This window comes from Acidovorax sp. Leaf78 (genome assembly GCF_001422735.1).
Lineage (GTDB): Bacteria > Pseudomonadota > Gammaproteobacteria > Burkholderiales > Burkholderiaceae_C > Acidovorax.
In genome coordinates this window covers 455,134-480,113 of the sequence record NZ_LMLZ01000012.1, presented here as the reverse complement: position 1 = coordinate 480,113, position 24,980 = coordinate 455,134, and the positions used below count along the sequence as shown (strand labels likewise).

Annotated in this window: 23 protein-coding genes; 11 read left to right on the top strand and 12 right to left on the bottom strand. The window is 60.9% G+C overall.

Features of this window, described 5'->3' with window-relative positions; translation table 11 throughout:
- Window positions 1-435: 435 nt before the first annotated feature.
- Complete coding sequence (locus tag ASF16_RS10600; protein ID WP_235507328.1) at window positions 436-768, top strand: helix-turn-helix domain-containing protein; 333 nt, start codon at window positions 436-438, stop codon at window positions 766-768.
- Here the strand turns inward: ASF16_RS10600 and ASF16_RS10595 are convergent, their stop codons facing one another.
- Complete coding sequence (locus ASF16_RS10595) at window positions 769-1,764, bottom strand: DNA-binding protein (RefSeq protein WP_056166191.1); 996 nt, start codon at window positions 1,762-1,764, stop codon at window positions 769-771.
- 130 nt (window positions 1,765-1,894) lie between these two features.
- Here ASF16_RS10595 and ASF16_RS10590 point away from each other — a divergent pair, with 130 nt between their 5' ends.
- Window positions 1,895-2,947 (top strand): site-specific integrase, encoded by a 1,053-nt coding sequence (locus ASF16_RS10590; protein ID WP_056166188.1) that lies wholly within the window; start codon window positions 1,895-1,897, stop codon window positions 2,945-2,947.
- A gap of 326 nt (window positions 2,948-3,273) precedes the next feature.
- On the opposite strand, the gene ASF16_RS25420 is transcribed toward ASF16_RS10590, so the two are convergent.
- The 3 genes from ASF16_RS25420 to ASF16_RS10575 form a co-directional block, all read right to left on the bottom strand.
- Complete coding sequence (locus ASF16_RS25420; RefSeq protein WP_082516844.1) at window positions 3,274-4,191, bottom strand: hypothetical protein; 918 nt, start codon at window positions 4,189-4,191, stop codon at window positions 3,274-3,276.
- The gene (locus ASF16_RS26115; RefSeq protein ID WP_056166183.1) at window positions 4,154-4,426 is read right to left on the bottom strand and encodes an ATP-binding protein; all 273 of its coding nucleotides are present in this window, start codon (window positions 4,424-4,426) and stop codon (window positions 4,154-4,156) included. Before ASF16_RS26115 ends, ASF16_RS25420 begins: the two co-directional genes overlap by 38 nt.
- Window positions 4,427-5,019: 593 nt before the next feature.
- Window positions 5,020-5,922 (bottom strand): LysR substrate-binding domain-containing protein, encoded by a 903-nt coding sequence (locus ASF16_RS10575; protein ID WP_056166180.1) that lies wholly within the window; start codon window positions 5,920-5,922, stop codon window positions 5,020-5,022.
- 164 nt (window positions 5,923-6,086) lie between these two features.
- Here ASF16_RS10575 and ASF16_RS10570 point away from each other — a divergent pair, with 164 nt between their 5' ends.
- The 4 genes from ASF16_RS10570 to ASF16_RS26110 all read left to right on the top strand — a co-directional run bounded on the left by ASF16_RS10570 (window position 6,087) and on the right by ASF16_RS26110 (window position 9,992).
- A complete protein-coding gene (locus ASF16_RS10570) occupies window positions 6,087-7,070 on the top strand; it encodes a tripartite tricarboxylate transporter substrate binding protein (RefSeq protein ID WP_082516843.1) in 984 nt (327 codons plus the stop codon).
- 22 nt (window positions 7,071-7,092) lie between these two features.
- Complete coding sequence (locus ASF16_RS10565; protein ID WP_056166174.1) at window positions 7,093-8,253, top strand: PLP-dependent aspartate aminotransferase family protein; 1,161 nt, start codon at window positions 7,093-7,095, stop codon at window positions 8,251-8,253.
- A 42-nt stretch (window positions 8,254-8,295) separates the two neighbouring features.
- On the top strand, window positions 8,296-9,609 hold the full coding sequence (locus ASF16_RS10560; RefSeq protein WP_056166171.1) for an aminotransferase class V-fold PLP-dependent enzyme: 1,314 nt from the start codon (window positions 8,296-8,298) through the stop codon (window positions 9,607-9,609).
- A gap of 110 nt (window positions 9,610-9,719) precedes the next feature.
- Complete coding sequence (locus tag ASF16_RS26110; RefSeq protein WP_156372021.1) at window positions 9,720-9,992, top strand: hypothetical protein; 273 nt, start codon at window positions 9,720-9,722, stop codon at window positions 9,990-9,992.
- A gap of 137 nt (window positions 9,993-10,129) precedes the next feature.
- On the opposite strand, the gene ASF16_RS10555 is transcribed toward ASF16_RS26110, so the two are convergent.
- Complete coding sequence (locus tag ASF16_RS10555; RefSeq protein WP_235507327.1) at window positions 10,130-10,606, bottom strand: GNAT family N-acetyltransferase; 477 nt, start codon at window positions 10,604-10,606, stop codon at window positions 10,130-10,132.
- A 459-nt stretch (window positions 10,607-11,065) separates the two neighbouring features.
- Between ASF16_RS10555 and fusA the strand changes: the two genes are divergently transcribed.
- From fusA to ASF16_RS10535, 4 genes are all read left to right on the top strand, one after another.
- Window positions 11,066-13,111 (top strand): elongation factor G, encoded by a 2,046-nt coding sequence (gene fusA, locus ASF16_RS10550; protein WP_056166168.1) that lies wholly within the window; start codon window positions 11,066-11,068, stop codon window positions 13,109-13,111.
- Between the two features lie 254 nt (window positions 13,112-13,365).
- Complete coding sequence (locus ASF16_RS10545) at window positions 13,366-13,767, top strand: hypothetical protein (RefSeq protein WP_056166165.1); 402 nt, start codon at window positions 13,366-13,368, stop codon at window positions 13,765-13,767.
- A 254-nt stretch (window positions 13,768-14,021) separates the two neighbouring features.
- Window positions 14,022-14,693: a DJ-1/PfpI family protein gene (locus ASF16_RS10540; RefSeq protein WP_056166162.1), complete on the top strand. Its 672-nt coding sequence runs from the start codon at window positions 14,022-14,024 to the stop codon at window positions 14,691-14,693.
- 54 nt (window positions 14,694-14,747) lie between these two features.
- The gene (locus ASF16_RS10535; RefSeq protein ID WP_082516841.1) at window positions 14,748-16,586 is read left to right on the top strand and encodes a bifunctional diguanylate cyclase/phosphodiesterase; all 1,839 of its coding nucleotides are present in this window, start codon (window positions 14,748-14,750) and stop codon (window positions 16,584-16,586) included.
- A gap of 134 nt (window positions 16,587-16,720) precedes the next feature.
- Here the strand turns inward: ASF16_RS10535 and ASF16_RS10530 are convergent, their stop codons facing one another.
- From ASF16_RS10530 to ASF16_RS10515, 4 genes are all read right to left on the bottom strand, one after another.
- On the bottom strand, window positions 16,721-17,140 hold the full coding sequence (locus ASF16_RS10530; protein WP_056166542.1) for a cupin domain-containing protein: 420 nt from the start codon (window positions 17,138-17,140) through the stop codon (window positions 16,721-16,723).
- A 38-nt stretch (window positions 17,141-17,178) separates the two neighbouring features.
- Window positions 17,179-18,051 carry an AraC family transcriptional regulator gene (locus ASF16_RS10525; protein WP_056166159.1) on the bottom strand — a complete coding sequence of 291 codons (873 nt, stop codon included), beginning with the start codon at window positions 18,049-18,051 and terminating at the stop codon, window positions 17,179-17,181.
- Between the two features lie 237 nt (window positions 18,052-18,288).
- Window positions 18,289-18,771 carry a GreA/GreB family elongation factor gene (locus ASF16_RS10520; protein WP_056166156.1) on the bottom strand — a complete coding sequence of 161 codons (483 nt, stop codon included), beginning with the start codon at window positions 18,769-18,771 and terminating at the stop codon, window positions 18,289-18,291.
- A 232-nt stretch (window positions 18,772-19,003) separates the two neighbouring features.
- Window positions 19,004-20,068 (bottom strand): YihY/virulence factor BrkB family protein, encoded by a 1,065-nt coding sequence (locus ASF16_RS10515; RefSeq protein ID WP_056166153.1) that lies wholly within the window; start codon window positions 20,066-20,068, stop codon window positions 19,004-19,006.
- 260 nt (window positions 20,069-20,328) lie between these two features.
- On the opposite strand from ASF16_RS10515, the gene ASF16_RS10510 reads away from it, so the two are divergent.
- Window positions 20,329-20,937 (top strand): hypothetical protein, encoded by a 609-nt coding sequence (locus ASF16_RS10510; RefSeq protein WP_235507326.1) that lies wholly within the window; start codon window positions 20,329-20,331, stop codon window positions 20,935-20,937.
- A gap of 183 nt (window positions 20,938-21,120) precedes the next feature.
- On the opposite strand, the gene paoC is transcribed toward ASF16_RS10510, so the two are convergent.
- The 3 genes from paoC to paoA are packed head-to-tail and all read right to left on the bottom strand — an operon-like array spanning window position 21,121 to window position 24,969.
- Window positions 21,121-23,373, bottom strand: coding sequence for an aldehyde oxidoreductase molybdenum-binding subunit PaoC (gene paoC, locus ASF16_RS10505; RefSeq protein ID WP_056166147.1), 2,253 nt, complete (start codon window positions 23,371-23,373; stop codon window positions 21,121-21,123).
- A gap of 4 nt (window positions 23,374-23,377) precedes the next feature.
- A complete protein-coding gene (locus ASF16_RS10500; protein WP_056166143.1) occupies window positions 23,378-24,328 on the bottom strand; it encodes a xanthine dehydrogenase family protein subunit M in 951 nt (316 codons plus the stop codon).
- Window positions 24,325-24,969, bottom strand: coding sequence for an aldehyde dehydrogenase iron-sulfur subunit PaoA (gene paoA, locus ASF16_RS10495; protein ID WP_056166541.1), 645 nt, complete (start codon window positions 24,967-24,969; stop codon window positions 24,325-24,327). Before paoA ends, ASF16_RS10500 begins: the two co-directional genes overlap by 4 nt.
- Window positions 24,970-24,980: the final 11 nt, after the last annotated feature.

The following is a 24,980-nucleotide window of genomic DNA, read 5'->3' as shown; positions in this document are numbered from 1 at the left end:
ATGTTAAATGACGTGAACACATTGGCATCCTGTACGGCATCGACAACGAGTACCTAAGCAAACTTGTACGCTAAAAGCACAGGAAAGTTGTACGTTAAAGCGGTATCTAGGACGTACCCTCAGATAAGCCAGCGGCGTCGGGAGACGGCCGACAGAAATTGGGCCGGAAACTTGAACCTCTTTCGTGTCGCACGCGGACTCGGCGTGGGAGCCCAATCTTGTCGCGATCTTTTGGGACACGGGAACAGAGATCGCTCCTCAACGCTAGATGCCGGAGAAGTCGCATCCACGTTTAGCCCATCGTGTAATCTCGGCAGAATGACGGCTCCGCCAGATAACTTCTCGACCGATAAAAGTCGCTCATCGGCTTGCTACGCGTCCGCAGCACAGTCGGCGGGTTTTTTGCGCGCTGGCGACAAGTATCGGCGCGACCGCATGGACGCAGCCGACATGCTCTCGATTGAGGAAGCGGCCGAGGTGGCTGGGACTAGTCGGAATGAGATTGAGGAGTGGATCAAGTCGCATCGCTGCATTGCCGTTTTCGATCGATGCCGTCAGTACAAATTGCCTCGCTGGCAGTTAGAGCCCAACGTGTGGAATGTTCTGCAGTCTCTGACATCGGCTCTTTGCGCGACTGATGGCTGGCAGGTGCTGGTCTTTTTAGAGACACGAGCACTGGCTTTAGGCGGAGAGACGCCGCGGACCGCACTAGAACAAGGCGTGAATGCGCAGCGCATCTTGGCACTGGCAACTGCGGAGGCTCATTGATTAACTAGTGCGATTACTCGCTCTTGCTTTGCGAGTTTTCACGGTGGGCTTCACCGAATCGCTAGTCGGCAATCGATCGCGAAGTTCGTTGAGGACGGCGAACATCTCAGTGCTGCGCTGTTCAAGCTTTCCTCGCAAGTCCTTCGTCTCGTCTCTGGCCGCGTGCAGATCTTTGACCAGACCTGCTTTCTCCGCCTGCAGTGCCCCCACGAGGGCCTCCAGCTCTCGAGCTTTCTCCAGCGAAGCCGACAAGGACTTGGCAGACTCCCGGGCGTCGCCCTCCAGTTTGAGTGTCAGCCGCTTCGATTCTTGGCGCGCACGGTCCACCTCTGCATTAAGTCTGCGCTCCTGAGCCTGCGCACGCTCCTCTAGACGCGTGCGTTCTCCCCGGTGGTTAATCTCCATTTCCTCTTGGCGCCGACGCTCTGCATCCGCTGCCAGTCGGAGCTGCTTGCTCTCTGAGCGTGACGCAGCCAGCATTTCCTGGGTTCCAGCAAGTTGCTGCTGCAGCTCCTGGATAAGACGGCTCATCTCGGCGATCTGCGCATCCCTGGCCTGCATTGCCAGATCATAGGCTTCGCTTCGGTCGGTCAGGCGCTGTGTTTCCTGTGCCAGGAGGTCTTGCGCCTGGCGTAACGTCTCGGCTTGCGCACTCAGCTCTTTACGAGCTTCAGTGAATTGAGCCGTTGCACGCTCGTCTGCGTGCTGGAGGGCCCTGCCCCAGATGGCTTTTGCAGCCCTGACAACCGGCGCGGGCAAAGGGATTTCGGCGCCGCCATCTTGCTCAAATGCATCCACCGGCGAATGCAGCCGCTGGGCCAGCGAGCCATACCAACCATCAAGCATTGGTCCCACAGTATTGGGGGAACCACGGCCGAGCTGTTGGCGCACGCGCTCGATCGTCGGCCGCTCCCCGAGTCTGAGAACGGTGTCGGCGGCTGCCCAGACCTCTTCCGTTTGCACACCACGCGGGCCTCGCACAATTTTTGACTGCATCGCCCTACTCCACTAAAATTTTACCCACGATAATCGATGCTTATCATGACTTATCAACAAAAGTTGTTGTAAACAATACATCATATTTAGTGTTTATGGAAATTTTACTTACACAAGACTGATTTCAACCATGCGCCTGCCGTCTCTGAGAAATAGCTCCTCGCTGGAGCCCTCTTCACTGTCGCAAGTGACCGCGAAGGCTGTTGAGGAGTTGATGCGCGAGGGCGAGTCCGTGAACACGCTGGCCAGCTATCGCTCTGCGCTGCGCTACTGGGTTGCCTGGTTTGGCGTTCGGTACGGGCAAGGCATCACGCTGCCGCTGCCTGCGAACGCCGTCCTGCAGTTCATCGTGGATCACGCACAGCGGACGACCGCCGATGGCCTGGCTCACGAGCTACCGCCAGCCATTGACCAAGCGCTGGTGGATGCGGGATTCAAAGGCAAACCGGGCCCGATGGCGCTCAATACCTTGATCCACCGGATTGCCGTGCTGTCCAAGGCCCACCAGCTCCGAGAGCTGAAAAACCCTTGCCAGGACCCCAAAGTCCGCGAATTGTTGGCCAAGACTCGCCGGGCCTACGGTAAACGCGGCGAGCTTCCTAAGAAGAAGGATGCGCTGACCAAGGACCCATTGATGGCCATCCTCGACACCTGCGACGAATCACTCAAGGGCATCCGTGACCGCGCCCTCCTCCTCTTTGCCTGGGCGTCGGGCGGGCGCCGCCGCTCTGAAGTGACCGGGGCGACGATGAAGAATCTTCACCGCGTGGGGCCGAGCAGCTTCACCTACACCCTCGCCTATTCCAAGAGCAACCAGACTGCGGCGGATCGTCCGGAGAACGTGAAGCCGCTGGAGGGCATTGCAGGTGAAGCTCTGCAGACCTGGTTGACGACTTCGGGCATCGTGGACGGAGCAATATTCAGGCAGGTCAGGAAAGGCAGTCACCTTGGTGAACCCCTCTCCCCTGCCGCCGTGCGGGATATTGTTCGAGAGCGAGTAAAACTTGCCGGGCTGCCGGAGGTGTTTTCTGCGCACTCGCTGAGGTCTGGATTTGTGACTGAGGCGGCTGTCCAGAAAGTGCCTTTGGCAGACACGATGGCGATGACGGGGCACAGGAGCGTTGCCAGCGTTGTGGGCTACTACCGCCCTTCCAATGACAACCCAGCTGCGAAGTTGCTTTGACAAACGGTATCTGTTGTTCTCCTGGTGGCCTCAGCGCAGCGGAAGCGCTCTTACTCGGCAGGTCGCTAACTTCACGCTGCGGCGCGTGAAGCCGTCATACGTATGCGTGCAGCAGTGCCAGTAGCGACGACCGTTTTCGTGCGCGATGCAGCCGGCCAAGTGGCCTGTCGGCCGCTCGACGGGTAAGTGTCCGGCGAAGTCATCTTGACTTAGCCGAGCTGGCAGTGAGCCACAGCCAAGGGTGCCCAGCGATGCGGCAACAGTTCCTTGATCCGACTGGTGGGCTATGTGGATAGCCGCTGCAACTGTATGCGATGCGCTCTTAATTAATATCCGATTGGGACGCGATCACTCATCAAAAGTCCCCGAAGGAACTCCGAACTTGTAAAGACAGAATACTCGTGGAAATCATCGCTTTTCTTATCGTCTCCAAAGTCGCACACGGATTTAAGCGACAAAACAAGAGGCTGCGGATTTCCCGCATATTCGGCTGCGCAAAAAACAGCATAGCTTTCCATCTCGATGCCGACCAGATTCTTGTGCTGAGCACGAACCTCATCCATCGCTTGCTGGGATTGAAGGACTGCGGCGCCGCTCGCCATAGCATCAATTATTACCTTGGGCGGCGAAGCAGGCTTTCCCCCCTTAAACGAGGCGTGCACGTCCGCCATTAGCTCCGCATCGTCACCAGCGGCGCGCACCGCCGAGCGCACAGACTCATTCAATCTCCATTGGTACGGCGCCGGCAAAAAACTCTGCTTTCCAGAAAGCTTGTCAAATATCCACTTACCGCCACCCCAATCGAAACATGGGTCTGCAACCAAAATATCGCCAAGAGCCGACTTTCCTCGAACGCCAGCACATATTCCGGTCATCACAAGCATACGCGGCCTAAATAAAGAAATGAGCTTAGTTGCTGTTATTGCCGCAGGAGTCAGTCCCATCCGCGGAGACGCTACTGCGACAATCCTCAACGAGCGAGTGGGCGTGACAACCGTACCGATGAAATAACGAGAGGGGTCGTGTGCAACGGGACATTCCGTCCAGTCAAAAGGTAGCTTCCGGATGCCCTCGAGCTCCTCTCCTTCGAGAGCAACCACCACTCCAACGTCATAGTGATAGGTCCTTCCATCGTTGAAGTAGGGTGGAGCACGCTTCAGCCCTAGATAACGAACCGCCTCTTGAACGGATGACTTCCAGGTATCGTTAGAAAAGGAGAATACCAAAAGTTTCCAAAGCGGCATCGAGAACGCCGATTGTGCCGCCGCAGCACCATCTGCATACGCTGTCAGCCCAATAACGTAGGTTGCGCCATAGAAGAAGAGGGATCAGACGCAGAAAAGTGGTCTTGCCCACCCCGTTGTCGCCCACCGCCAGAACACCGCCGCGTGGGTCCAGCTCCGAGATCCGCCCTGAAGGGTTGCTGTCGCTGGGGTTCCTGATGTTGATCGCGATGATGCGGCGAAGCTGATGGGGCATGTGGGTTGATCCCTCAAATTAGGTTTTCTTTGTTAATTCATTGTGCCTTCACTCAAAAACCGCGTCGGGAAACCGATGCACCGCAACATGTGGGAGCTGCCTTTGATGGGAAAAGAGTCGGATCCGCAAGGACAATCGTGACGCGTGTCATTCCGATAGGACTCTTATGTCGCTGATCGCGACAGAATTCACCCTCTTCCGTAAGTAACGGCAGCAGCTAAGTGATTGTTTTTATTAGTTGCTCCTTTGTGGATGGACAGGGAAACTCATGTCGGACAGCTTCGACAATGAGTCCACCGCCCACCACATCATCAACGCGCGTGAGCTGGGTCGGCAAGCGTTCTTACAGGACGCGCCAGCGTCATCAAGTAAAAGCTAAAGCGCCACCGCCCAAAGCACAACGGGCGGGCCTTCTGCGATCAGAGGCAGTCTCAGTTTCTTGCAACAACAGAAAAACTGCAGAAAAAATCTCATTTGCGGGAGCGCCATAGTTCATATTGACTTTGTGTGCGTTGCCAGCTGAGATTCAGGGCATCCTCGTGACTTCTAGGAAGTAGGCACCAGCCCAGAAGCAGGCCCTTCTTCTAAGTGGTTTATCCCCCTGCCCTATCTGCCCGCTCATTGCGCGCACTCAGCAGATAAGCCGTAAAGTCACGCACGATGCGAGACTTCGGAAGATCCGGTCGGAATATCAGCAATGTCCGAAAGTGCACAGCGGCAGAGAAGGGCCGGAACACCACACCCCGCTGTGCATAACCGTCCGTGGCATAGGGATTGACCAGCCCCAGGCCCAGTCCCTCCATGGCGAGCGCGCACACGGTGGATGAGTTGGGTGTCTCTGCTACCACCTTCGGCCTGACGTTGCTTCCCTCCAGAATTTGCGTCAGCTTTCTGCGCGCCGTGTCCTCCGGCGAGAGCGCTATGAAGGCCTCGTCGTGAAGGTCTTCGGGCTTGACCACCTTGCGTGCGCACAGCCTGTGCCCTGCGGGCATGGCGCAGACTGCTTTGGGCGTGGCAAACAGCTGATGCTCCAGCCCCGCTACATCGATCTCGTCTGCTGCCAGACCCACATCGAAACGGCTGCTCACCACGAGCTCGCGCACGGTGGCTGAGCTGGCCACCTGCAGAGTGACCGCGATCGAAGGGTACTGTTCCCGGAACAAGCGAAGCGCATGGGGTACCAGCGTCGACCCCATAGCCGCCAGGCTCGCAATCCGAATGTCTCCCGTACCAAAGTCGCGAATGCGCGCTGCGCTGATGCGCAGCCTGTCCAGGCCCTGGAAGGTGGTCTCCACATCCCGAAAGAAGAGATGGCCTTCTGCGGTGGGCACCAGTCGCCCACGCACCCGATCAAACAGTGCAAACCCTGTGATCTTCTCCAACTCCAGGATGCTGCGGCTGATGGCCGGTTGGCTGATCTGCAGCAGGTCCGCCGCGCGGGACGCAGAGCCCGTCACCATCACCGCGCGAAACGCTTCAACTTGACGAAAGTTCATTCAGCACCTATCAGCTTTTGACATAGATCATGTCAATCAGATCATTGATTGATATCGACTTGGATTCTAAAGTCCTCTCCTCTCCTCTACCGACCCACGGGCCCTGGCGCACTGATCCATGGTGATGGCGGGACGGCCCCACAGCCCTTGAAAGGACCAGAGCCATGAATCGTCGATCGTTACTACAGAAGGCCGGTGCCGCCACCGCAGCGATGTGGCTACCCGGTAGGTCGCTGTGGGCGCAGACGGCATACCCCGACAAACCTATCAAGCTGATTGTTCCGTGGTCTGCGGGAGGTAGCACCGATGTTCTGGCCCGTGCGGTCGGCCAGAACATGGCTGATGGGCTTGGCAAACCTGTGGTGATTGACAACCGCCCCGGCGCTGCAGGGCGCCTGGGTGTGGACGCGATGGTGAAGTCGGCAGCGGACGGATACACGGTCGCCATCATCGAGTTGGCGCACGCGATTGCACCGTCGATCTATCAAAAGATGCCCTACGACATCATGAACGAAGCGGCGGCAATCTCCACCCTCGGTGTGTCTCCCCTGGTTCTCTTCGTGAATGCGCAGAAGTACCAGGCGGGACAGCACCAGAAGTTTGTGGCAGATGCGAAAAAGGCGACCGAGCCTCTGAGCATTGCCACCAGCGGTACGGGCAGCATCAGTCACCTGGCGGCGGGCCTGTATGCAAAAGAGGCCAAGCTGGAATTGCAGATGGTTCCGTACAAAGGCTCTGCGCCCGCATTGACCGATGTGGCGGCAGGCGTTCTGAGCGGTCACTTCTGCACTTTGGCAAGCGCCAGCAGCCTGTTCAGCGCCGGAAAGATCGTGCCCCTGGTGGTGACGGGCAGCCGGCGCGTGCCACAGCTTGCGAATGTGCCGTGCGCCAGCGAACTGGGGCTGAACACCATGGACTTTGGACAGTGGTGGGCGTTGATGGCGCCGGCCAAAGTGCCCAAGCCCATCATCACCACACTGCACAAAGCGACGGCCACTGCATTGGCGGACAAGCAGGTGCAGTCCCGCATTTCCAGTCTCGCCATCCTGCTGGGTAGTCGCTCGCCCGACGAAACCCAGGCATTCATTCGCGCCGAGGCCATCAAATGGGCCAAGGTAGTCAACAGCCTGGGCATCAAGCCCGAATGAGCAGCACAGCAAGAGCCTCCGTATGACGCCACAAGCCAACGTTTCTCCCGAAGCGCCCAGCGATCAGTTTCGCAGCCTGTCACCCGCCGTGTGGCGGGCTTCCACCGTGCTGTTCGACACCGTTGCAGACTTCACGTCCCGAAAAGACCGTCTGTTTGACGGCTACACCTACGGCGTTACTGGTACACCCACCACGCGCGCTTTGGAAGAACGAGTGGCGGCGCTGGAAGGAGCCCACCATTGCGTCGCCATGCCTTCCGGGCAGGCGGCGCTGTGTTTGATCGCCCTGTCTCTGCTCAAGGCGGGGGACCATGTGCTCATCGCAGACTCCGCCTATGGGCCGCTGCGCACCTTCGCCCGCGACTACCTGCAGCGCTTTGGCATTGAGCACGAAACCTTTGATCCATCAGCCGGTGCAGACCTTGCGGCCTTGCTGCGCCCCCAGACCCAGCTGGTGTTTCTCGAATCCCCCGGCTCCGTCACGATGGAGATGCAGGACATTCCGGCCATCGTGAAAGTGGCCCAGGCTGCGGGTGTGCGCACGGTGCTCGACAACAGCTGGGCCTCGCCCCTGGGGTTTCGCGGAATTCCAGCGGGGGTGGACATAGTTGTGGAAGCGGCATCGAAACTTCTGAGCGGCCACTCCGATCTGCTGTTGGGCACCATCGCAACGGACAACCGATCGCTGTACGAGGCGTTCAGGACGACGCAGAGCGTCTTGGGACAGGCCGTAAGTGCCGAAGACTGCTTCCTCGCCTTGCGGGGCATGGACACACTGGAGGTGCGCTACACCCGCCAGTGCGCCAGTGCGCTGGCTGTCGCATCAACACTCGACAGCCATGACGCGGTGGCGGAAGTCCTCTTTCCTCCGCGGCCCGGGGACCGCAGCCACGCACGCTGGGCAGCATCGTTCGCCGGTGGTGGGTGCGTGCTTTCTTTGGTACCTCGCTTCCATAGTGATACAGCGGTTCACCAGTTCTTCTCGGCCCTGCGCGTGTTCCAGATCGGGGCCAGCTGGGGCGGGGTTCACAGCCTGGCAGCCTTCTACCCCGTAGCAGAGCAACGCAAGCGCAAGCACTGCGCATTCAGTGCGGGCATCGTCCGCCTGTCCATCGGTGTCGAGTCCCCTGACAAGCTCATCGCAGATCTTGAGCAAGCCCTGCAAGCCGCTTCAGCGCAATGACGTCCTGACCCGTTACCCCCAGAAAGAGAGAGAGAGCCATCTATGACCGAACGACGCGAATTTTTCCGCTACGCCTCTGCCAGCTCACTGGCGATGGCCATGGGCACTGCATCAGCAACCACTTCTGTCACAGCAATAACTGGCGAAACCTCGATGTCTGCAGCTGCCGGTTCCAGCACACTGCAAACGGAACTTTCCGGACTCTACGACGTGGACCGCACGGTGATCAATCTGGACGCGGCGTACTACGGCGCGATGACCCGCGAAGTCCAAACGCACTACTTAGAGCGACTGATGTGGGTCAACCGGTACAACTCCACGTTCTTGCGCAGCGCCGTGCAAGGCATTCCGAGGGATCCTGAACTCAACAAGTCCCGTGCAGCAGTGGCGCACCTCATCGGTGCGACACCCGACGAGGTCACGCTGTGCGGCGGGGGAACGGAAGCACTGTATTCACTCATCGTCAACTACCGGCCACTCAAGGCGGGCGATGCGGTGATCTACGCCGACACCGACTACGACGAAATGCAGTACGCCATGGACTACCTGGAGCAAAGCCGGGGTGCCAAAGCCGTGCGCTTTGATCTGCCTGAGCCTCATACGCGCGCCAATGTGCTGGAAGCGTATGACCGCGTCTTGCGCAACACACCGCGCGCCAAGTTGCTGCTGCTGACAAATGTCTCCAACCGCAATGGCCTTGTGCCACCGGTCGCGGAGATTGTGGCCATGGCCAAAGCGCGGGGCGTGGATGTGATTCTGGACAGCGCCCAGGCTGTAGGCCACATGCCTTTCGATGTCAAAACCTATGGCGCGGACTTCGTAGGTTTCTCACTGCACAAGTGGGTGGCTGCGCCGCTGGGCACCGGCGCCATTTACATCAAGAAGGAAAGGCAGGCAGACATTCAGCAGTGGCTGGGCAACAAGCTCTACAAAGCAGAGGACCTCCGCTCGCGCATTCCAACCGGTACCGTGGACGTGGCCGCCCGACTCACCATTCCCAAAGCCTTGGCCGTGCAAGAGCGCATTGGTCTGGAGCGTAAGTTTGCGCATCTACGCGCCCTTCGTGACTATTGGGTCAACAGGGTTCGGGACGTGCCAGGTGTCGAACTCATGCTGCCGCAGGAGCGCGACAACTATGGCGCGATCAGCGCATTTCGCTTGGCGGGCCTGCGGACCATGGAGCAGGCGCGCCAAGTGCAAGCGCGCTTTATTTCAAAGCACGGCGTTTTGGTCGTAGCTAAGTCAGGGTTAGCTTCCGGACCTGTCATGCGAGTCACCCCCTCGCTGTTTAACACCACCGACGAGCTGGACCGCTTGGTAGCCGCCATTCAAGCAGAGCGAAATCTGTTCACCTGAGCCGTGGCCTGCTTATTTTTGACCTCCGCCGACTAGCCACATTCTCCTCGCGTCAGCATTGGTCTGGTGTACCTCATGCTGCCGTTTCTTGTAGCCCACCTTGCCCCGCCGTGTACGCCGCGGCCGCTGCGCTGCTGTGGCTGGGCGCGATGAGCCAGGTTCTGGCGGCAACGCAAAACATTTTCATCGGCTTGCTGCGCGGCCTGGGCAACACCGCATCAGGTCTGACTCGCACCGCCGCAGGCTATGGCGCGATCGGCTTCCGGCCATCTTCGTTGGCAGCGAAGGGTTGGGCCGGGGTGCAGAGGGAGCGTGGCTGGGGATGTGCATCGCTTTTGGCGCGACGAGCCTGCTGCTTGGGCAACACTTTGCTGCAGACCTGAAGCGTCTGACGAAGGCTCCGTGAACGCCACCTCGCAGTCAATCCCCATGTCGGAATCACGGCGGCCATGTGTAGGGTTAGCGACGGCACCAGGCCGGGAAATGCATTACATGGGAGTGCTTTGCTAACCCAAGGCCATCATGCTCGCTGCTTTTCCAGTCGGATGTCTCCGCCACCAATCTCGCTCTCGTTACCCCATCCCAGATGCCGATAGAGCTGCGCGGCGCGGCTACCATTCGCAGTCTCAAGCCACGCGGTGGAGTGTTGTTCAAACAGGGCAAGTTCACAGGTCTTGGTCAGGCTCGTGCCAATCCCGCGACCCTCATATTCGGGGAGCACAAACAAGGCAAAGAGGCACGCACTATCCAAGTCGACCATTGCGAAACCAACGACTTCCTCATCAACAGTCGCTACCCACGCACACTGTGCGCTTTCCACTGCGAACGCGATGGCTTCCGGAGTGATACCTATTGCTGACAGCTCGGCAGGAGTCATGGTGTTTTCACCAACCGACGCTCTGACCTTGAACATTGCGCTCACATCCGTGACGGCTGCAGGTCGAATTTGTGGCAAAGATATCTTCATGGCGGAATAGTCGCACCGAATGGCAATCATGGCCGTTAGTACTCGTTTGTTTGCGGTCAGCGCATGACTGCAACCCGTCTGAAGGCGACAACTCCCGACGGGTCGCTTGCAAGCTTTCTGCTCGAGGAGGATAATTCGCACTTATGAAAATTCTCACCAACGTGATCAAGGCATCGTTCGCCAGCTAGTTGCGCCCCTCGATCGCGTGTCGGAGGGCTTTGCGCCTTCCGGTCCAGGAAACCCCGGCAGGCTCCCCCTCCGGGGTTTTTTGTTTTCTGACTTCTCATCACCAACCTATGCGTACCTACGACAAGTTGATCGCCACGATTCCCGACCGCCGGAGCTTGAGTTCCGTGCGCCCGGGCTCCGGCGACAGCACAACTTCCCATCGACGCTAGCCATCAGGCGAATCCATCGCCTGGGCTGGCGTAATGCCAACCAGGCGGCAGCTGCTCGCAGAGACGAGTGCAGCCGCAAGAAAGATTCGCCATGAGAAATTCACGCAACACCAGCAACGCCCATCTGCGCAACCTCGGTGTCATTGCCCATGTAGACGCGGGCAAGACCACGACCACCGAACGCATCCTTTTTTATACAGGCGAAAGCCATCGCATCGGCGAAGTGCACGACGGCACGGCGCACATGGACTTCGACCCGCAAGAGCAAAAGCGCGGCATCACCATCAACAGCGCTGCCGTCACCGTGCACTGGAAGGGCACGCAGCTGAACCTGATCGACACGCCCGGCCACATCGACTTCAACATCGAGGTGAACCGCTCGCTGCGCGTGCTCGATGGCGCGGTCGTCGTGTTCGACGGCGTGGCCGGCGTGGAGCCGCAGACCGAGACCAACTGGCGCCTGGCCGACAAGTACCGCGTGCCGCGCATCGCCTTCATCAACAAGCTCGACCGCGTGGGTGCCGACTTCCACCGCGTGGTGGCCATGATGGAAGACCGCCTGGGCGTGCGTGTGGTACCGCTACAGATCCCCATCGGCGTGGAAGGCGACTTCCGCGGCGTTGTGGACTTATTAAGCCTGCGCGCCCGCATCTGGGACAAGGACGACGCGAGTGCCCCCTACCGCGAAGTCGATGTGCCCGCCGACCTGCTTGAGCAGGCAGTGCTTGCCCGCGCGCGCTTGGTAGAGGCTGCTGCGGAGCAAGATGAAGCGGCCCTGCAAGCCTACGTAAACGGCGAAGAGATTGCTGTGGACGTGCTGCGCGCCAACCTGCGCCGTGGTGTGCTGGCCGGCGCCTTCGTGCCCGCGCTGGCCGGCTCGGCCTTCAAGAACCGCGGTGTGGAGCCCTTGCTGGACGCTGTGGTGGACTATCTGCCGTCGCCCGACGACATCGTGCGTGAAGGTGGTGCCAAGGCGGCAACCGCTGCCGACCCGTTCGCGGCGCTGGCGTTCAAGGTCGTCACCGACGACCATGGCGCCAAGGTGTTCGTGCGGGTGTACAGCGGCCGGCTGGGCCGGGGCGATGTGGTGCTCAACACCAGCACGGGCAAGACCGAGCGGGTGTCGCGCCTGTACGAAGTGCATGCCGACCAGCATATCGAGCGCGACGAGCTGGTGGCGGGTGACATCGCCGCCGTCGTGGGCCTGAAGGACACGCTGACGGGGCACACCCTGAGCGACCCCGCACACCCCGTGGTGCTGGAGCAGATCAGCGTGCCCGAGCCGGTGATTCACGTGGCCATCGAGCCCAAGGCGAGCGCGGACCAGCAAGGCCTGTCCAAGGCCCTGCAGTCCTTGCTGCGCGAAGACCCGAGCCTCAGGCTGCAGCATGACGCCGAATCCGGCCAGACGATTCTGTCCGGCATGGGCGAGCTGCAGCTCGAAGTCTCGATCGAGAAGCTGCGCGCACGCCACGGCGTCAACGTGTCGGTGGGCCGCCCCCAGGTGGCCTACCGCGAAACCATTTCAAAGAGTGTGGAGGTGAGTCATGTGCACAAGAAGCAATCGGGCGGCCCCGGCCAGTTCGCCGAGGTGAGGCTGCAGCTAGCGCCGTTGCCGCGCGGCGAAGGTATCCAGTTCGAGAACCGCATCGTCGGCGGCGCCGTGCCGCGCGAGTTCATTCCCGCGGTGGAGGCCGGCATCCGCCGCGCCGCCTTGGCAGGCGTGGTGGCCGGCTTCCCCGCCGTGGACTTTGTCGCCACGCTGGTGGATGGCAGCTTCCATGAGCGCGACTCGTCCACGCTGGCCTTCGAGCTGGCAGCCATGGCTGCCTTCCGCGAGGCATTCGCCAAGGCCGGGCCGCAGGTACTGGAGCCCGTGATGGCTGTGGAAGTCATCACGCCGGCTGAGTACCTGGGCGACAGCATCGGCGACCTGAACCGACGCCGAGGCATCGTGCGCGGCCAGGGCCAGCGCGGCAACGCGGCTACGGTCGAGGCCCAGGTGCCTCTGAAGGAGATGTTCGGCTACATCGGCAGCCTGCGCGCACTGTCCTCAGGGCGTGCGCAGTACTCGATGCAGCTGGACCACTACGAGGTGGTGCCTGCGGCGGAGATGGCTGCCTTGGCGCAGCAGTGAGCTGACCCACGCCGGGCCGGGCGGGATGGCCTGGGCGTGCCAGCGACAAGAAGAATGGGGCGCAGACGCATGTCTGCGCCCTTTTTTCTCTCTGCGATGGAAGCGGACCCGATGCCTGCCTCCTGGCGCTCAATCACACCCCGCAGCGCTTGTTCCCTCGTCTGGCCATGCAGTACTGCCCGCCCCTCAGCCCTGCGCATACCTGGTCTCCGGCTATCGCCACGCCGAAACGCGCTGGCCGATAATCCGCGCTCATGAGCACACACGCCGCGATCCACACGCATGCGCCCACCTCGGGGATACGGCGTCCTGCATCCGGCCTGATTCAATGGGTGCTGCTGTGGTTCGCACTGTCGCTCGGCTCGGCCATTGCATCTCCGATGGTCCATCCGCAGACCCTGGAGCTGGTCTGCTCGGCGGCTGGCTTGGTCAAGGTCATCGTGCACACTGATGACGGCGTGCAAGAACTCGGGGCTAGCCACATGGACTGCCCACTGTGTGTGCAGGTGGGCACCCCACCCTCGACAGCAGCCTTTGAACTGCCGACGCTTATGCCGGTCGCTGATGGGGTGCGGACGATCGCAGCCACCCACATCGCAGCGGCTGCCGCGGCTCCCATGCCAGCGCGCGGGCCCCCTCCCCCTTCGCTCTTCTGACGCTTCTTCTTCAGTTCGTACGCGCGTGATGCCGCCTTCAGGCGCGCTTTGCGTTGCGCGTTTCGCATCAAGTCGGCGCCCGCCGTTGGGCGCCAGAGAGTCTTTCATTCATGAATCCCCATCGACGCCACGCCTTGTCTGCGCTCAGTGCACTTTCCGCACTGGCGTCCCTCCACGCTACAGCGGCGACCGACACCGTCGCGCCAACACCGCCACTTCCCACCGCTACCTCGCGCCCACGGCTGCAGATTGTGATGATCGTGCACCCCGACATGACCGCCCTGGATCTGGTCGCACCCCAGCTTGTCTTCGCAACCATGGGCGATGCAGACACACACCTGGTCTGGAAAGACCTATCCCCAGTCACCACCGACAGTGGCTTGAAAATCTTGCCGAGCACGACCTTCGCAGACGCGCCCGCTGCGCCGGACATCCTCTTCGTGCCCGGCGGGCTCAAGGGCACGACTGCGCTGCTGCGGGACGAAGACACGTTGCGCTTCCTGCGCGAGCGTGGCGAAGTCGCGCGTTGGGTCACCGGCGTGTGCACCGGGGTCCTGCTGCTCGGCGCGGCCGGCCTGCTGCGAGGGCACCGCGCCACGGCGCATTGGTATGTGCGGGACCTTTTGCCCATCTTTGACGCGACTCCGGTGGCGCAGCGCGTCGTGGTCGACCGCAACCGTGTGACCGGCGGCGGCGTGACTGCGGGCATGGACATGGCACTAACTCTTTCCGCGCTGCTGCGCGGCGAGGCACGTGCGCGTCTCCAGACGCTGCTCTTTGAGTACGACCCTCAGCCGCCCTTTCCATCAGGTACGCCCGAGCTGGCCGGTAAGGTGCTGACGGCCACGGTCCGCGAGCGACGGGGCATCGCCATCGAGACGGCCCGCCAGGCGGCGCAGAAAGCTCGTGACCGCTGGCCCAATTGAACGGGTGAACACCACATGTGAGATAAAGTAACCAGTCGACCTTCCGGACACGCCATGAGACAAACACCCCTCAATCCCTCTCCCCCGCGGGATGGTGAGCATGAGCAGGAGCGGATTTACGTACTTGAGTGCACCCAGCTTCTGGATACTGAAGACAGCGAGGCGTTCGACCGCATCACCAGGCTTGCAACGCACGTGTTCAACGCGCCCATCGCTCTGGTCTCCCTGGTTCATCAAGACCGTCAGTGGTTCAAATCCCGTTGCGGTTTTGATTTGAAAGAGACTGATCGAGACACCGCTTTCTGCGACCGCACCATCGAACTGGGCGATGTGCTGGTGGTGGAAGACACGACCCAGGACGAACGGTTTCATGACAACCCTTTGGTCGTCGGTTACCACGCCATTCGCTTTTATGCAGGGGCGCCGCTCGTATTGACCTCTGGCCACGCACTGGGCAGCCTGTGCATTCTTGACCGGCGACCCAGGACGTTTGACAGCGCGCAGCGCCAGCGGTTGGCGGAACTGGCCGCGATGGTGGTAACGCAGATCGAACTTCACCAGCGCGCGGGTCGCGTCAATGAGGTGACGCGTCTGCCGAACCGTGCACAGTTGGTCGACGATCTTGAGAGGCTGTGCCAAGACTTCGCAGGACAAAGGCGGGTACTCGTGCTCCTGGATGTCATCGGGCAAGCGACCCTTCAGGCGGCGGTCCGGGCCATGGGCATCGAGCCGCTGGAGCATGCCCTGCGCAACATCGCTGCGCGCCTGGCTGCTGCATTGCCGCCAGGCGCAATGCTTCACCACGTCAGCGAAACCCGATTTTCGATCCTGCTCGGAGCTGGGTCGCGGGAGTGCAGCGAGCACGCCGCCATCGAACTACTCACCCATATGAGGGAGCGGTTTGACAGCGGTGGTGTGTCCATTGAACTGCGGATTCAGGCCGGCTTGGTAGATTTTGAACTCGACGCTGTTAGCGCTGCCGATGCGCTGCGCAAAGCCAGCTCGGCGATGCACGAGGCCGCCTCCAGCGAGCAAAGCCACATGTGGCACGACCCTTGTTTCGATACGGCGCACCGGCGTGCGTTCAACCTCGCCCGGGGCGTCTCGATCGGGTTGGTGCGTGGTGAATTCCGACTGGTGTACCAGCCCAAGCTCAACCTTTCCATGGGAGCTTTCTCTGGCGTGGAAGCGTTGATACGCTGGACCCACCCTCGATATGGTGTCGTACCCCCGGGCGACTTCGTACCGCTGGTGGAGGAAACAGCCCTGATCCACGAGTTCACTGAGTGGGTGTTGAACTCTGCGCTGGCGCAACTGGCCCAGTGGGAGGCCAAAGGCATTTCGCTGACGATGGCAGTGAACGTCTCGTCAAGGAACCTGGAGCGGCCCGGGTTCGTGGACTTCGTCAGTGAGGCTTGCGCACGCCATGGCGTATCGCCCGTGCATCTGCACATCGAGTGCACCGAGAACGCCATCATGACCAGCCAGGCGACGTTGGATGCCCTGGGACGCCTGAAGGCGCTGGGAATCCAGATTTCGCTGGATGACTTCGGCACCGGCTACTCGAATCTGGCCTGCCTATTCGACTTGCCGGTAGGAATGTTGAAACTGGACCAGTCGCTGGTCATGCCGATTGAAAGCAGCCCGAGGGCGCTGAAACTGGTCCGGTCGCTCATCGACCTGGGCCACTCGATGGGCTACCGGATGTTGGCCGAGGGCGTCGAAACGCAAGGCGTGCTCGACCTGCTGATAGCGGCTGGATGCGACGCCATCCAGGGGTACTTCCTGTCCAAGCCATTGGAGGCCGACAACATTCCAACGTTTCTCGGTACGAATCGTGTGGGAGACCTGCTCACATCCTCAGGCAGCTCTGTCGATTCACGGGGCTCATAAACATGATCGCGGCTCCCAGTACTGAACCCTGGGGAGCCTACCCAGCGCCTTGCTCGGCGCATCGCTCCCCTCCCCCGCTCCGAGCACCCGTTAACCCGATGCATGGCCGCCCGTCATTGCGCGCGGGTCTCGTCTCAGATCCACTGATCATTCTGTACCGTGCGTGGTCCTGACGCACCATCACCGGCGTTCACCACACCTCGCGGCTCTATCAGCAGCATTTTCACTTGCGCAACGGCAGACGGCTGATGCTCGACCCCCTTGGGAACCACCGCCATGTTTCCCGCGCGCAGCACAATGACCCCTTCGCGGCCGGTGTGGCCCCGGTAGGTGATCTTCAGCTCACCCTCCAACACCACGAATGTCTCGTCGGTCTCGGCATGCACGTGCCATGGAAACTCGCCTTGCACCTTCACCACCTTGAATTGGTAGTCGTTCATTTCAGCAACCACGCGCGGCTCCCAGTGACCATCGATGCTGTCGATCTTCTGAATCAGGTCGATTGCTTGGCATTGGCCACGCTCGGCAGGCGCTGCCGCAGGGTTGTGAGGCATGGACATGGATCGCTCCTTCTATGTGAAAGAAGGCGAATCTACGCAGCGCTTTGACCCGTGTATTGAACGTTTGTGGCCGGTGGCTTCGCAGCACGTCCACCGGATGCCATTCGAAGCCACCGTCCAGGCGTCAGTCCGAAGGTCTTGGTGAAGTGGCGGGTCATGTGGCTCTGGTCGGCAAACCCAGCTGTCGCAGCTGCGTCCGCCAGAGACGCACCGCCCATCAACATGCACCGCACCACGTCAAGCCGCCGCATCGTCTGAAAGCGATAAGGGCTCGTGCCGTAGAAAAGGCGAAAGTCATGCGACAGGCTCCACCGGTCGAGCCCGGTCGCTGCCTTGAGCTCGTCCAGCGCGACGACTTGTGCCTGGTTGGCGTGCAGGTAGTCGTAAGCACGTTGCGCGGCAAGAAAGTCGCCCTTGGGCCGTGGTACGGAGTCCCCTGCCCCGGATTCCATGGCCAACGCCAATTCGGCAATGGCATTGCTGTGTTCCAGTGGCTCCGGCCGCGTGTCCATGTGCCACAGCAAGTTCTGGGTTGCCATCGCCAAGCGCGGATCCGTGGTCACGCCCCCTTCGATGAAGGGCAATGCACGCCCCCGGAGCACCGCTTGGATGAGGGACGGCTCCACATAAACCATGCGGTATTCGAAACCCTCTTTGGTACCAGCTTGACCGTCGTGCGGTTCATCGGGATGCAGCACCATCGTGTGGCCAGGCAGGCTGTCACGTCGGGTGCGTCGGTAATTGAAGCTTTGGACACCTGCCAGGGTGCTACCGACGGCGTATGTGTCGTGGCGGTGCATGGCGTAGGCCTTGCCATGAAAGCGCGCCTCGATGCGTTTCATGCCGTCGATGGGTTCGGCGTGCCTCACCCAATCAACGGGGGCTGGTACCAATGGCCGACTCATGCGGGCATTGTATTCAGTGCATGTTTGCCAGCGAGTTAGGCAGCAAGAACGGATCAAATATCGGAGCACGGATGGATGCCACCCATGCAGACATGCTCATCGCAATAAGGATTGCCGGCGAACTTTTCCTATACGTGCAAAAGAATTATCAGCAACTCCCTCGCCAGCCAAGCCGGTGCGTTGCCAACGCCTGAACGTTTGCTGGCGTCGGCCCGTCGGCGCGAATTAGCTTGCGGCTTAGTGAACCCACAGCACCTCAAACTGCTGTCGGATTGCAGCGATCTGTATCGATACCTCGTCACCCTCGCATTTACCCAGCATGGCACGGCCCAACGGGGCCTCAGAACTGATGACCTGAACGGCTTGCGCGCCGCTGAACAACTTCATGCTGCCGCCATCCAGGCCGAGAAAGAACTGGTGCTGCTTGTCGTCAGAATCGATGAGGCAAATCAGGGCGCCCAGCTCTATACCTTTGCTCGCGTCATAGGGGCGCGCGCGGAATTGGCGCCAATGGGCTATTGCTTGACGGATGCCCTCAGCGCGCCGAGCTTGCCCGGTGGCCAGGTACGCGGCTTCCAGTCCCAAGGTGTCATATTTGTTTTCGGCGATGTTTTCTTCGTGCGTGGCCGTCTCATGGGCCGCCCGCATCGCCTGTTCGGCCTGCAGCAGGTCTTCAGCGAGCCGTTCCAGCACCTGATACTGCAGCAAAAGTTTATCCATGCGAGAAGTATGCATGTCGAGACGCTGGTGGCAGTCACGACACCGAAGCTGCGACCCAACTTAGCCCTACGACGTCCGAGGAATCCCGTAGCAATCCACGATCACTTTGCTGGATGCACATCGCTCGGCGCGCGTGGTCTAGCGCTTTTCCCGCGGGCAGGTTCGGCGATGCAGACTGCAAGCGGGAAGTCTGTATGGCGAATGTAGTGCGGTCGACGAGATAGCGCTGGTATCAGTTCGCAGAGCCTGCCCCTGCTTTCTTGTGTCTAACTCGCGCGTCAGCAATCCGCAGGCCCACGAGGGTGGCCGCAAGTCCAATACGCAATGCAAGCGGCAAGGGTGCTTCAGTGCCTCGCTCTGCATGCAAGAGACGTTCATCGAGCAAATAGCCGTGGTCGATAGGCGCTGGCTCTACTACCGGGCCGTCGTCTTTGACCTGCCGTGAGACCTGCCTGTGAGAACCACGTTCGCGAGCATATACCTTGGTGAATTCTGCGCCGAGAAGAAAGATCTGCGCTGCGTAGTAGACCCACACAAGAATGACCGCGATCGATCCTGCGGCCGCATAGGTGGAGCTAACCCCCGCCTTCCCAACATAGAGCGCGATAAGCACCTTGCCAATTTCAAACAGTGCGGCAGTCACCGCAGCGCCAATCCACACATCGCTCCACGCGATCTTGATCGAAGGCATGAGCTTGAAGATCATCGCAAAAATGACGGCTTCCAGGCCGAACGACAGCGCCAGATTCACGCCTTGAAGAACAAACTCCCAACCAGGAAGCAGCGTGGAAAAAAGCTTTCCAGTGGCAGCAACGGCAGCACTGACAACCAGGGATGCTGTCAGAAGGAATGCCAGACCGAGAATCAGGCCGAACGAGAGAAAACGCGCCCGCAGCAGGCCCCAAAGACCGCTGGGCTTTGCCTTCTCTGGAACGTGCCAGATTCGATCGAGGGCGCTTTGCAGCTCGGCGAACACCGTCGTCGCGCCAACAATGAGTAAAACGATGCTGATACTGCTGGCTACGATGCCTTGCGTAGGCTCTCTTGCGCTGCTGATCAACCCTTGGATGGCAGCCGCGCCGTCCGAACCGACGAGCCCGGAAATCTGGCCATGAAGTGAGCCGCGTACAGCCTCTTCTCCAAACACATAACCTGCCACCGCGATGACGATGATCAGCAGTGGCGCAATCGAGAAAGCTGTGTAGTACGAGATGGCAGCTCCCATGCTGGGAGCGTAGTCATCAATCCACTCGCTTACCGATTGTTGAAGGATCTTGAAAATTTGCTGGATTGCCATGGTTGTGATGACTGGAGTGCACAGTGGAGATCAAAGCCGGATGGCCACATCGACTGCGCCAGGGTCATGCTGGCGATGCAGTGGACTATCGACGTAGGGCGACTCGAAGGTCAACGGAGATGATGGTGTTGTATTTTTCTTGTGGAGCCTCAAAGTTTCTGTAGGACGGACCCACCGGCGCGCCCCCATTTGATCAGCGCATGTACTGGCGCTGATCCGGCAAGCACTGAGGGAGGTGCAGACGAGTCGAATCAAATGAAATGACTTCGGATCTGTCCTCAGCAACCAACGGGCTTCAGATTCCGAATTCCTACACCGATATGCGAGTTCCATTCACCCCGTCAGCACACGCACCCATTCAGCATTCCCCCATCTACATTGATGGGAAAGAAATGAAAACTCCAGCTCTACTTTGGTCCGCGCTGATCGGTGCGGTGGCCAGCGCTCGCTCGATGACGCCAATGGCCACCCTGGCAGCAGCACGACTTCTGGGCCGCTCTACGCCGGGACAGCTTGCACTGCTGGATCGCCCGTTGTTTAAATACGGGGCACTCGCAATGGGTGCCGGTGAACTTGCCGGCGACAAGATGAAGACGGCGCCGGACAGAACGGTGGCGCTTGGCCTGCTGGCCAGGGTCATGAGTGCTGGCATTGCGGGTGCGGCTCTGGCGCCCCGTGGGAGCGAGCAAGCGGGTGCACTGGTAGCGGTAGCCACCGCAGTGCCTCTCGCGTACATCACCTTGGATGCCAGGAAAGCCGCCATGAAACACATCGGTCAGACCCGAAGCGGGCTGATCGAGGATGCACTCATCATCGCCGGGGGCATCGCCATCGTCGCGCTGGCCGTCAAACCCAAGAGCCGTTTCTGAACATTGCGCACCAGGGCCGCGGTAGTAACGGGGGATCAGCTACCTCGATCCCTGGCACCAAGTACGCCTCACGTCTTAAGGTGCACGAGTAGGGATCAAAGGCTCCGTCGCATCCGGTGCAATCACATTGATGCCGGGCGAAGGTTGGCTATTTGATTTATCCGGGATGGAAATCGACACGCATCACACCCTGCCCATACCCGCCAGCAGCTTGTCCAGTGTGATCGGATAGTCACGAACACGCACGCCGGTAGCGTTATAGATGGCGTTGGCAATGGCCGCGCTCACACCGCAGATGCCCAGCTCGCCGACACCCTTGGCCTTCATGGGAGACGCTATGGGGTCCACCTCGTCGAGGAAAATCACCTCTTGATGCGGAATGTCGGCGTGCACAGGCACTTCGTAACCGGCCAGGTCGTGATTCACGAAAAACCCGTGCCGCGTATCCACCGCCAGCTCTTCCATTAGCGCGCTGCCCACCCCCATGGTCATGGCGCCAATGACTTGGCTGCGCGCTGATTTGGGGTTGAGAATGCGACCGGCTGCGCACACGGCCAGCATGCGGCGTACCCGGATTTCTGCGGTGTATGCGTCCACCGCTACCTCCACAAAATGCGCGCCAAAGGTGGACTGCTGCGTCTTCTTGTCGAGCACCCCGAACTCGATAGTGTCTTCGGCTGTGATGTCTCCGCCCGACGCAGCCTGGGCCAGGGGTACGCGGCGGTCTCCTTGATGTACCTGCCCATCAGAAAACTGGGCGGTGGCTGCGTCCATGCCCAGTTGGCGTGCAATGGCCTCACGGAGCTTTACGCAGGCCGCATACACGCCAGATGTGGAACTGGCCGCTCCCCACTGTCCGCCCGAGCCTGCCGACACCGGGAAGTCAGAGTCGCCCAACCGCACGCGCACCCTGTCGAGGGGCACGCCCATCATCTCGGCAGCAGTCTGCGCAATGATGGTGTAGCTGCCGGTGCCGATATCGGTCATGTCCGTTTCTACCGTGATGAGGCCCGCGGCATCCAAGCGCACACGGGCCGCAGACTTTTCGACCGGCGCTCCGCGGTAGGCCGCGGCGACACCCAATCCAACGAGCCATCGGCCTTCGCGGCGCTTTGCTGGCTCGGCGTTGCGGTCCTTCCAGCCAAAACGCTCCGCGCCGGTGCGCAAGCACTGCACCAGCTCGCGGCGAGAAAACGGCTTGGGGGGTTGATCGCCCTCCTCGCCCGCTTTCTTTTGGCCTGGGTCTTTTTTGCCAAGGTCAGGCACTACCTGGGTGTCGTTGAGAATGCGCAGCTCCACAGGGTCAATGCGAAGCTTTTCGGCCAGTTCGTCCATGGCGACCTCCAGGGCCATGTGCCCCGTGGCCTCGCCGGGTGCGCGCATGGCATTCGCTTCGGGCAAGTCCAGCACCGCCAGTCGGGTGGCAGTCATGCGGTGGGCGCCGGCATACAGCCTTCGGGTCTGGTCCACTGCTGAGTCTGCGGACCCTTTGGGCTGATCTCCTGACCAGCTTTCGTGGCCAATGGCTGTGATGCGGCCATCCGCTGTCGCGCCGATACGGACCCGCTGTATCGTTGCCGGCCTGTGGGTGGTGTTGTTGGCCATCAGTGGCCGCTGCAACGCCACCTTGACTGGACGGCCGGCAGCGCGGGCGCCCAGCGCGGCCAGCAATGCATCGGCACGAAGAAACAGCTTGCCGCCAAAACCGCCGCCGATAAAGGGCGACACCAGCCGTACTTTGTTCTTGGGAATGCCCAAGGTGGCGGCCAACTCGCTCTGCCCCCAAGCAATCATCTGGTTCGCTGTCCAGACCGTGAGTTCGCCGCCCTTCCAAGCGGCCAGTGTGGCGTGCGGCTCCATCATCGCGTGCGTCTGGTCGGGTGTGGTGTACATGGCGTCCATCTTGACCGGCGCGGCAGCGAACGCTCCGTTGAAGTCGCCGATGGCGGTGTCCGGCGCATCACCGTTGATGCTGTCGGGCCGGGTGGCTGAGTCCTTGGCAGCGGCGAGGTCGTAAACACCGTCAGCCCGCTCATAGTTCACGCGCACCAGATGGGCGGCGGCACGTGCCTGCTCGAACGTTTCGGCCACGACCAGCGCCACGGCCTGGTGGTAATGCGCTACCTGTGAGCCTGCCAGTAGCGGCACGGTGTTCATCTTGCCTTGCCCCAGTTTGCCTGCCGTTGTGGCCGTGACGATGGTGATCACGCCAGGTGCCCGCTGCGCTTGTGCCAGGTCGATGTTGCGGATGCGCCCCTTGGCAATGGCTGCGCCTACCACGTAGCCATAAGCGCAGTGTTGGGTCACGTCATGCCGTTCGTAGGCGTAGGGGGCGGTGCCGGTGGTCTTGAGCAAGCCGTCGATGCGGTTCACTGGCTTACCAATGATCTTGAGTTGATCAATCGGATTGACGGTGGCTGGTGTGTCGAATTTCATGGCATCAGCTCCTGGCCTGTTGCAGCGCGGCGGCGAGCGTCCGCTCAGCCAACGGCAGTTTGAATGCGTTGTCGTGCGTGGGGCGCGCGCCCGCCAGCAGTTGGTCGGCTACGGCCTTGGCGCCGCGCGGCAAATGCTGCTCGGCCGCTTCCACCCGCCACGGCTTGTGGGCCACCCCACCCAAGGCTACCCGGCCACTGCCATCGCGCTGCACGATGGCAGCGACCGACACCAGCGCAAAGGCATAAGACGCGCGGTCGCGCACTTTGTGGTAAATGTGCACCCCGCCCACGGGTGCAGGCAGCGTGACGGATGTGATGAGTTCCCCGGGCTGCAGAACTGTCTCGACCTGCGGAGTGTTGCCGGGCAGACGGTGAAAATCCGCAATAGGGATGACACGCGCTGTTCCGTGGGCGTTGACGGTCTCCACCGTGGCATCGAGCACGCGCAGCGCCACGGCCATATCGCTCGGGTGGGTGGCAATGCACTCCTGGCTTCCACCAATGACCGCATGTTGGCGGCTTACCCCGCCGATCGCCGAGCAGCCGCTGCCAGGCCGCCGCTTGTTGCAGGGCATGTTGGTGTCGTAGAAGTACGAACACCGTGTGCGCTGCAGCAGGTTACCCCCCGTGGTCGCCATATTCCGCAACTGGCCTGAAGCGCCCGCCACCAGGGCGCGCGTCAGCACACCGTAGTCGCGCCGCACGCGCGGGTGGGCCGCCAGGTCGCTGTTGCGCACCATCGCTCCAATGCGCAGCCCACCTTGCGCCGTAGGCTCCACCGTCCCCATACCCGCGCCATTCACGTCCACGAGGTGCATGGGGGCTTCTATCTGAAGCTTCATCAAATCGAGCAGATTGGTGCCGCCTGCGATGAACCGGGCGCCCGGCCTGGCGGCCACTGCGGCGGCGGCGTGCGCGGGCGACGTCGCGCGCTCGTAGGTGAACGGGGTCATGTGCGTGCCCTCCCGGAAACCTCGGTGATCGCATCCACGATGTTGGAATACGCTCCGCAGCGGCAGAGGTTGCCGCTCATGCGCTCGCGCAATTCGGCGGCCGATACCAGCGGCTGCGCAACGATGTCCTGGCTGGCATGGCTGGGCATTCCCTGCTTGATCTCGTCCAGCACCCCCACCGCCGAGCAGATCTGCCCCGGTGTGCAGTAGCCGCACTGGTAGCCGTCGTGCCGCACGAAAGCCACCTGCATCGGGTGAGGTGACTGCGGCGTGCCCAGGCCCTCGATGGTGGTCACGCTGGCGCCCTCGTTCATTACCGCCAAACTCAGGCATGAAACCACACGCCGCCCGTTGACCAGTACGGTGCACGCGCCGCACTGACCGTGGTCGCAACCCTTTTTAGTGCCCGTGAGATGCAGGTGTTCGCGCAAGGTGTCGAGCAGCGTGGTGCGTGTGTCGAGATCAAGCACGTGATCCCTTCCGTTCACTTGCAGCGTGATGGACATGTTGGTGGCCTGCATAGGCTGTGCTGGAGGATTGACGGTGCTGGTCTGTCCGGACACTGTCGACGCAGCGGCGGTAGAAGCGCCCGCAATCAGCAGGCCCCTCCGCGTCACGTGAAGTTGGGAGTGGGGGTCCATGGGATGTCCAT

Excerpts from the sequence above, each read along its gene's own strand:
- ASF16_RS10600 (WP_235507328.1), top strand. The coding sequence starts at position 436 with ATGGACGCAGCCGACATGCTCTCGATTGAGGAAGCGGCCGAGGTGGCT.
- ASF16_RS10595 (WP_056166191.1), bottom strand. The coding sequence starts at position 1,764 with ATGCAGTCAAAAATTGTGCGAGGCCCGCGTGGTGTGCAAACGGAAGAG.
- ASF16_RS10590 (WP_056166188.1), top strand. The coding sequence starts at position 1,895 with ATGCGCCTGCCGTCTCTGAGAAATAGCTCCTCGCTGGAGCCCTCTTCA.
- ASF16_RS25420 (WP_082516844.1), bottom strand. The coding sequence starts at position 4,191 with ATGCCGCTTTGGAAACTTTTGGTATTCTCCTTTTCTAACGATACCTGG.
- ASF16_RS26115 (WP_056166183.1), bottom strand. The coding sequence starts at position 4,426 with ATGCCCCATCAGCTTCGCCGCATCATCGCGATCAACATCAGGAACCCC.
- ASF16_RS10575 (WP_056166180.1), bottom strand. The coding sequence starts at position 5,922 with ATGAACTTTCGTCAAGTTGAAGCGTTTCGCGCGGTGATGGTGACGGGC.
- ASF16_RS10570 (WP_082516843.1), top strand. The coding sequence starts at position 6,087 with ATGAATCGTCGATCGTTACTACAGAAGGCCGGTGCCGCCACCGCAGCG.
- ASF16_RS10565 (WP_056166174.1), top strand. The coding sequence starts at position 7,093 with ATGACGCCACAAGCCAACGTTTCTCCCGAAGCGCCCAGCGATCAGTTT.
- ASF16_RS10560 (WP_056166171.1), top strand. The coding sequence starts at position 8,296 with ATGACCGAACGACGCGAATTTTTCCGCTACGCCTCTGCCAGCTCACTG.
- ASF16_RS10555 (WP_235507327.1), bottom strand. The coding sequence starts at position 10,606 with ATGATTGCCATTCGGTGCGACTATTCCGCCATGAAGATATCTTTGCCA.
- fusA (WP_056166168.1), top strand. The coding sequence starts at position 11,066 with ATGAGAAATTCACGCAACACCAGCAACGCCCATCTGCGCAACCTCGGT.
- ASF16_RS10545 (WP_056166165.1), top strand. The coding sequence starts at position 13,366 with ATGAGCACACACGCCGCGATCCACACGCATGCGCCCACCTCGGGGATA.
- ASF16_RS10540 (WP_056166162.1), top strand. The coding sequence starts at position 14,022 with ATGATCGTGCACCCCGACATGACCGCCCTGGATCTGGTCGCACCCCAG.
- ASF16_RS10535 (WP_082516841.1), top strand. The coding sequence starts at position 14,748 with ATGAGACAAACACCCCTCAATCCCTCTCCCCCGCGGGATGGTGAGCAT.
- ASF16_RS10530 (WP_056166542.1), bottom strand. The coding sequence starts at position 17,140 with ATGCCTCACAACCCTGCGGCAGCGCCTGCCGAGCGTGGCCAATGCCAA.
- ASF16_RS10525 (WP_056166159.1), bottom strand. The coding sequence starts at position 18,051 with ATGAGTCGGCCATTGGTACCAGCCCCCGTTGATTGGGTGAGGCACGCC.
- ASF16_RS10520 (WP_056166156.1), bottom strand. The coding sequence starts at position 18,771 with ATGGATAAACTTTTGCTGCAGTATCAGGTGCTGGAACGGCTCGCTGAA.
- ASF16_RS10515 (WP_056166153.1), bottom strand. The coding sequence starts at position 20,068 with ATGGCAATCCAGCAAATTTTCAAGATCCTTCAACAATCGGTAAGCGAG.
- ASF16_RS10510 (WP_235507326.1), top strand. The coding sequence starts at position 20,329 with ATGACTTCGGATCTGTCCTCAGCAACCAACGGGCTTCAGATTCCGAAT.
- paoC (WP_056166147.1), bottom strand. The coding sequence starts at position 23,373 with ATGAAATTCGACACACCAGCCACCGTCAATCCGATTGATCAACTCAAG.
- ASF16_RS10500 (WP_056166143.1), bottom strand. The coding sequence starts at position 24,328 with ATGACCCCGTTCACCTACGAGCGCGCGACGTCGCCCGCGCACGCCGCC.
- paoA (WP_056166541.1), bottom strand. The coding sequence starts at position 24,969 with ATGGACCCCCACTCCCAACTTCACGTGACGCGGAGGGGCCTGCTGATT.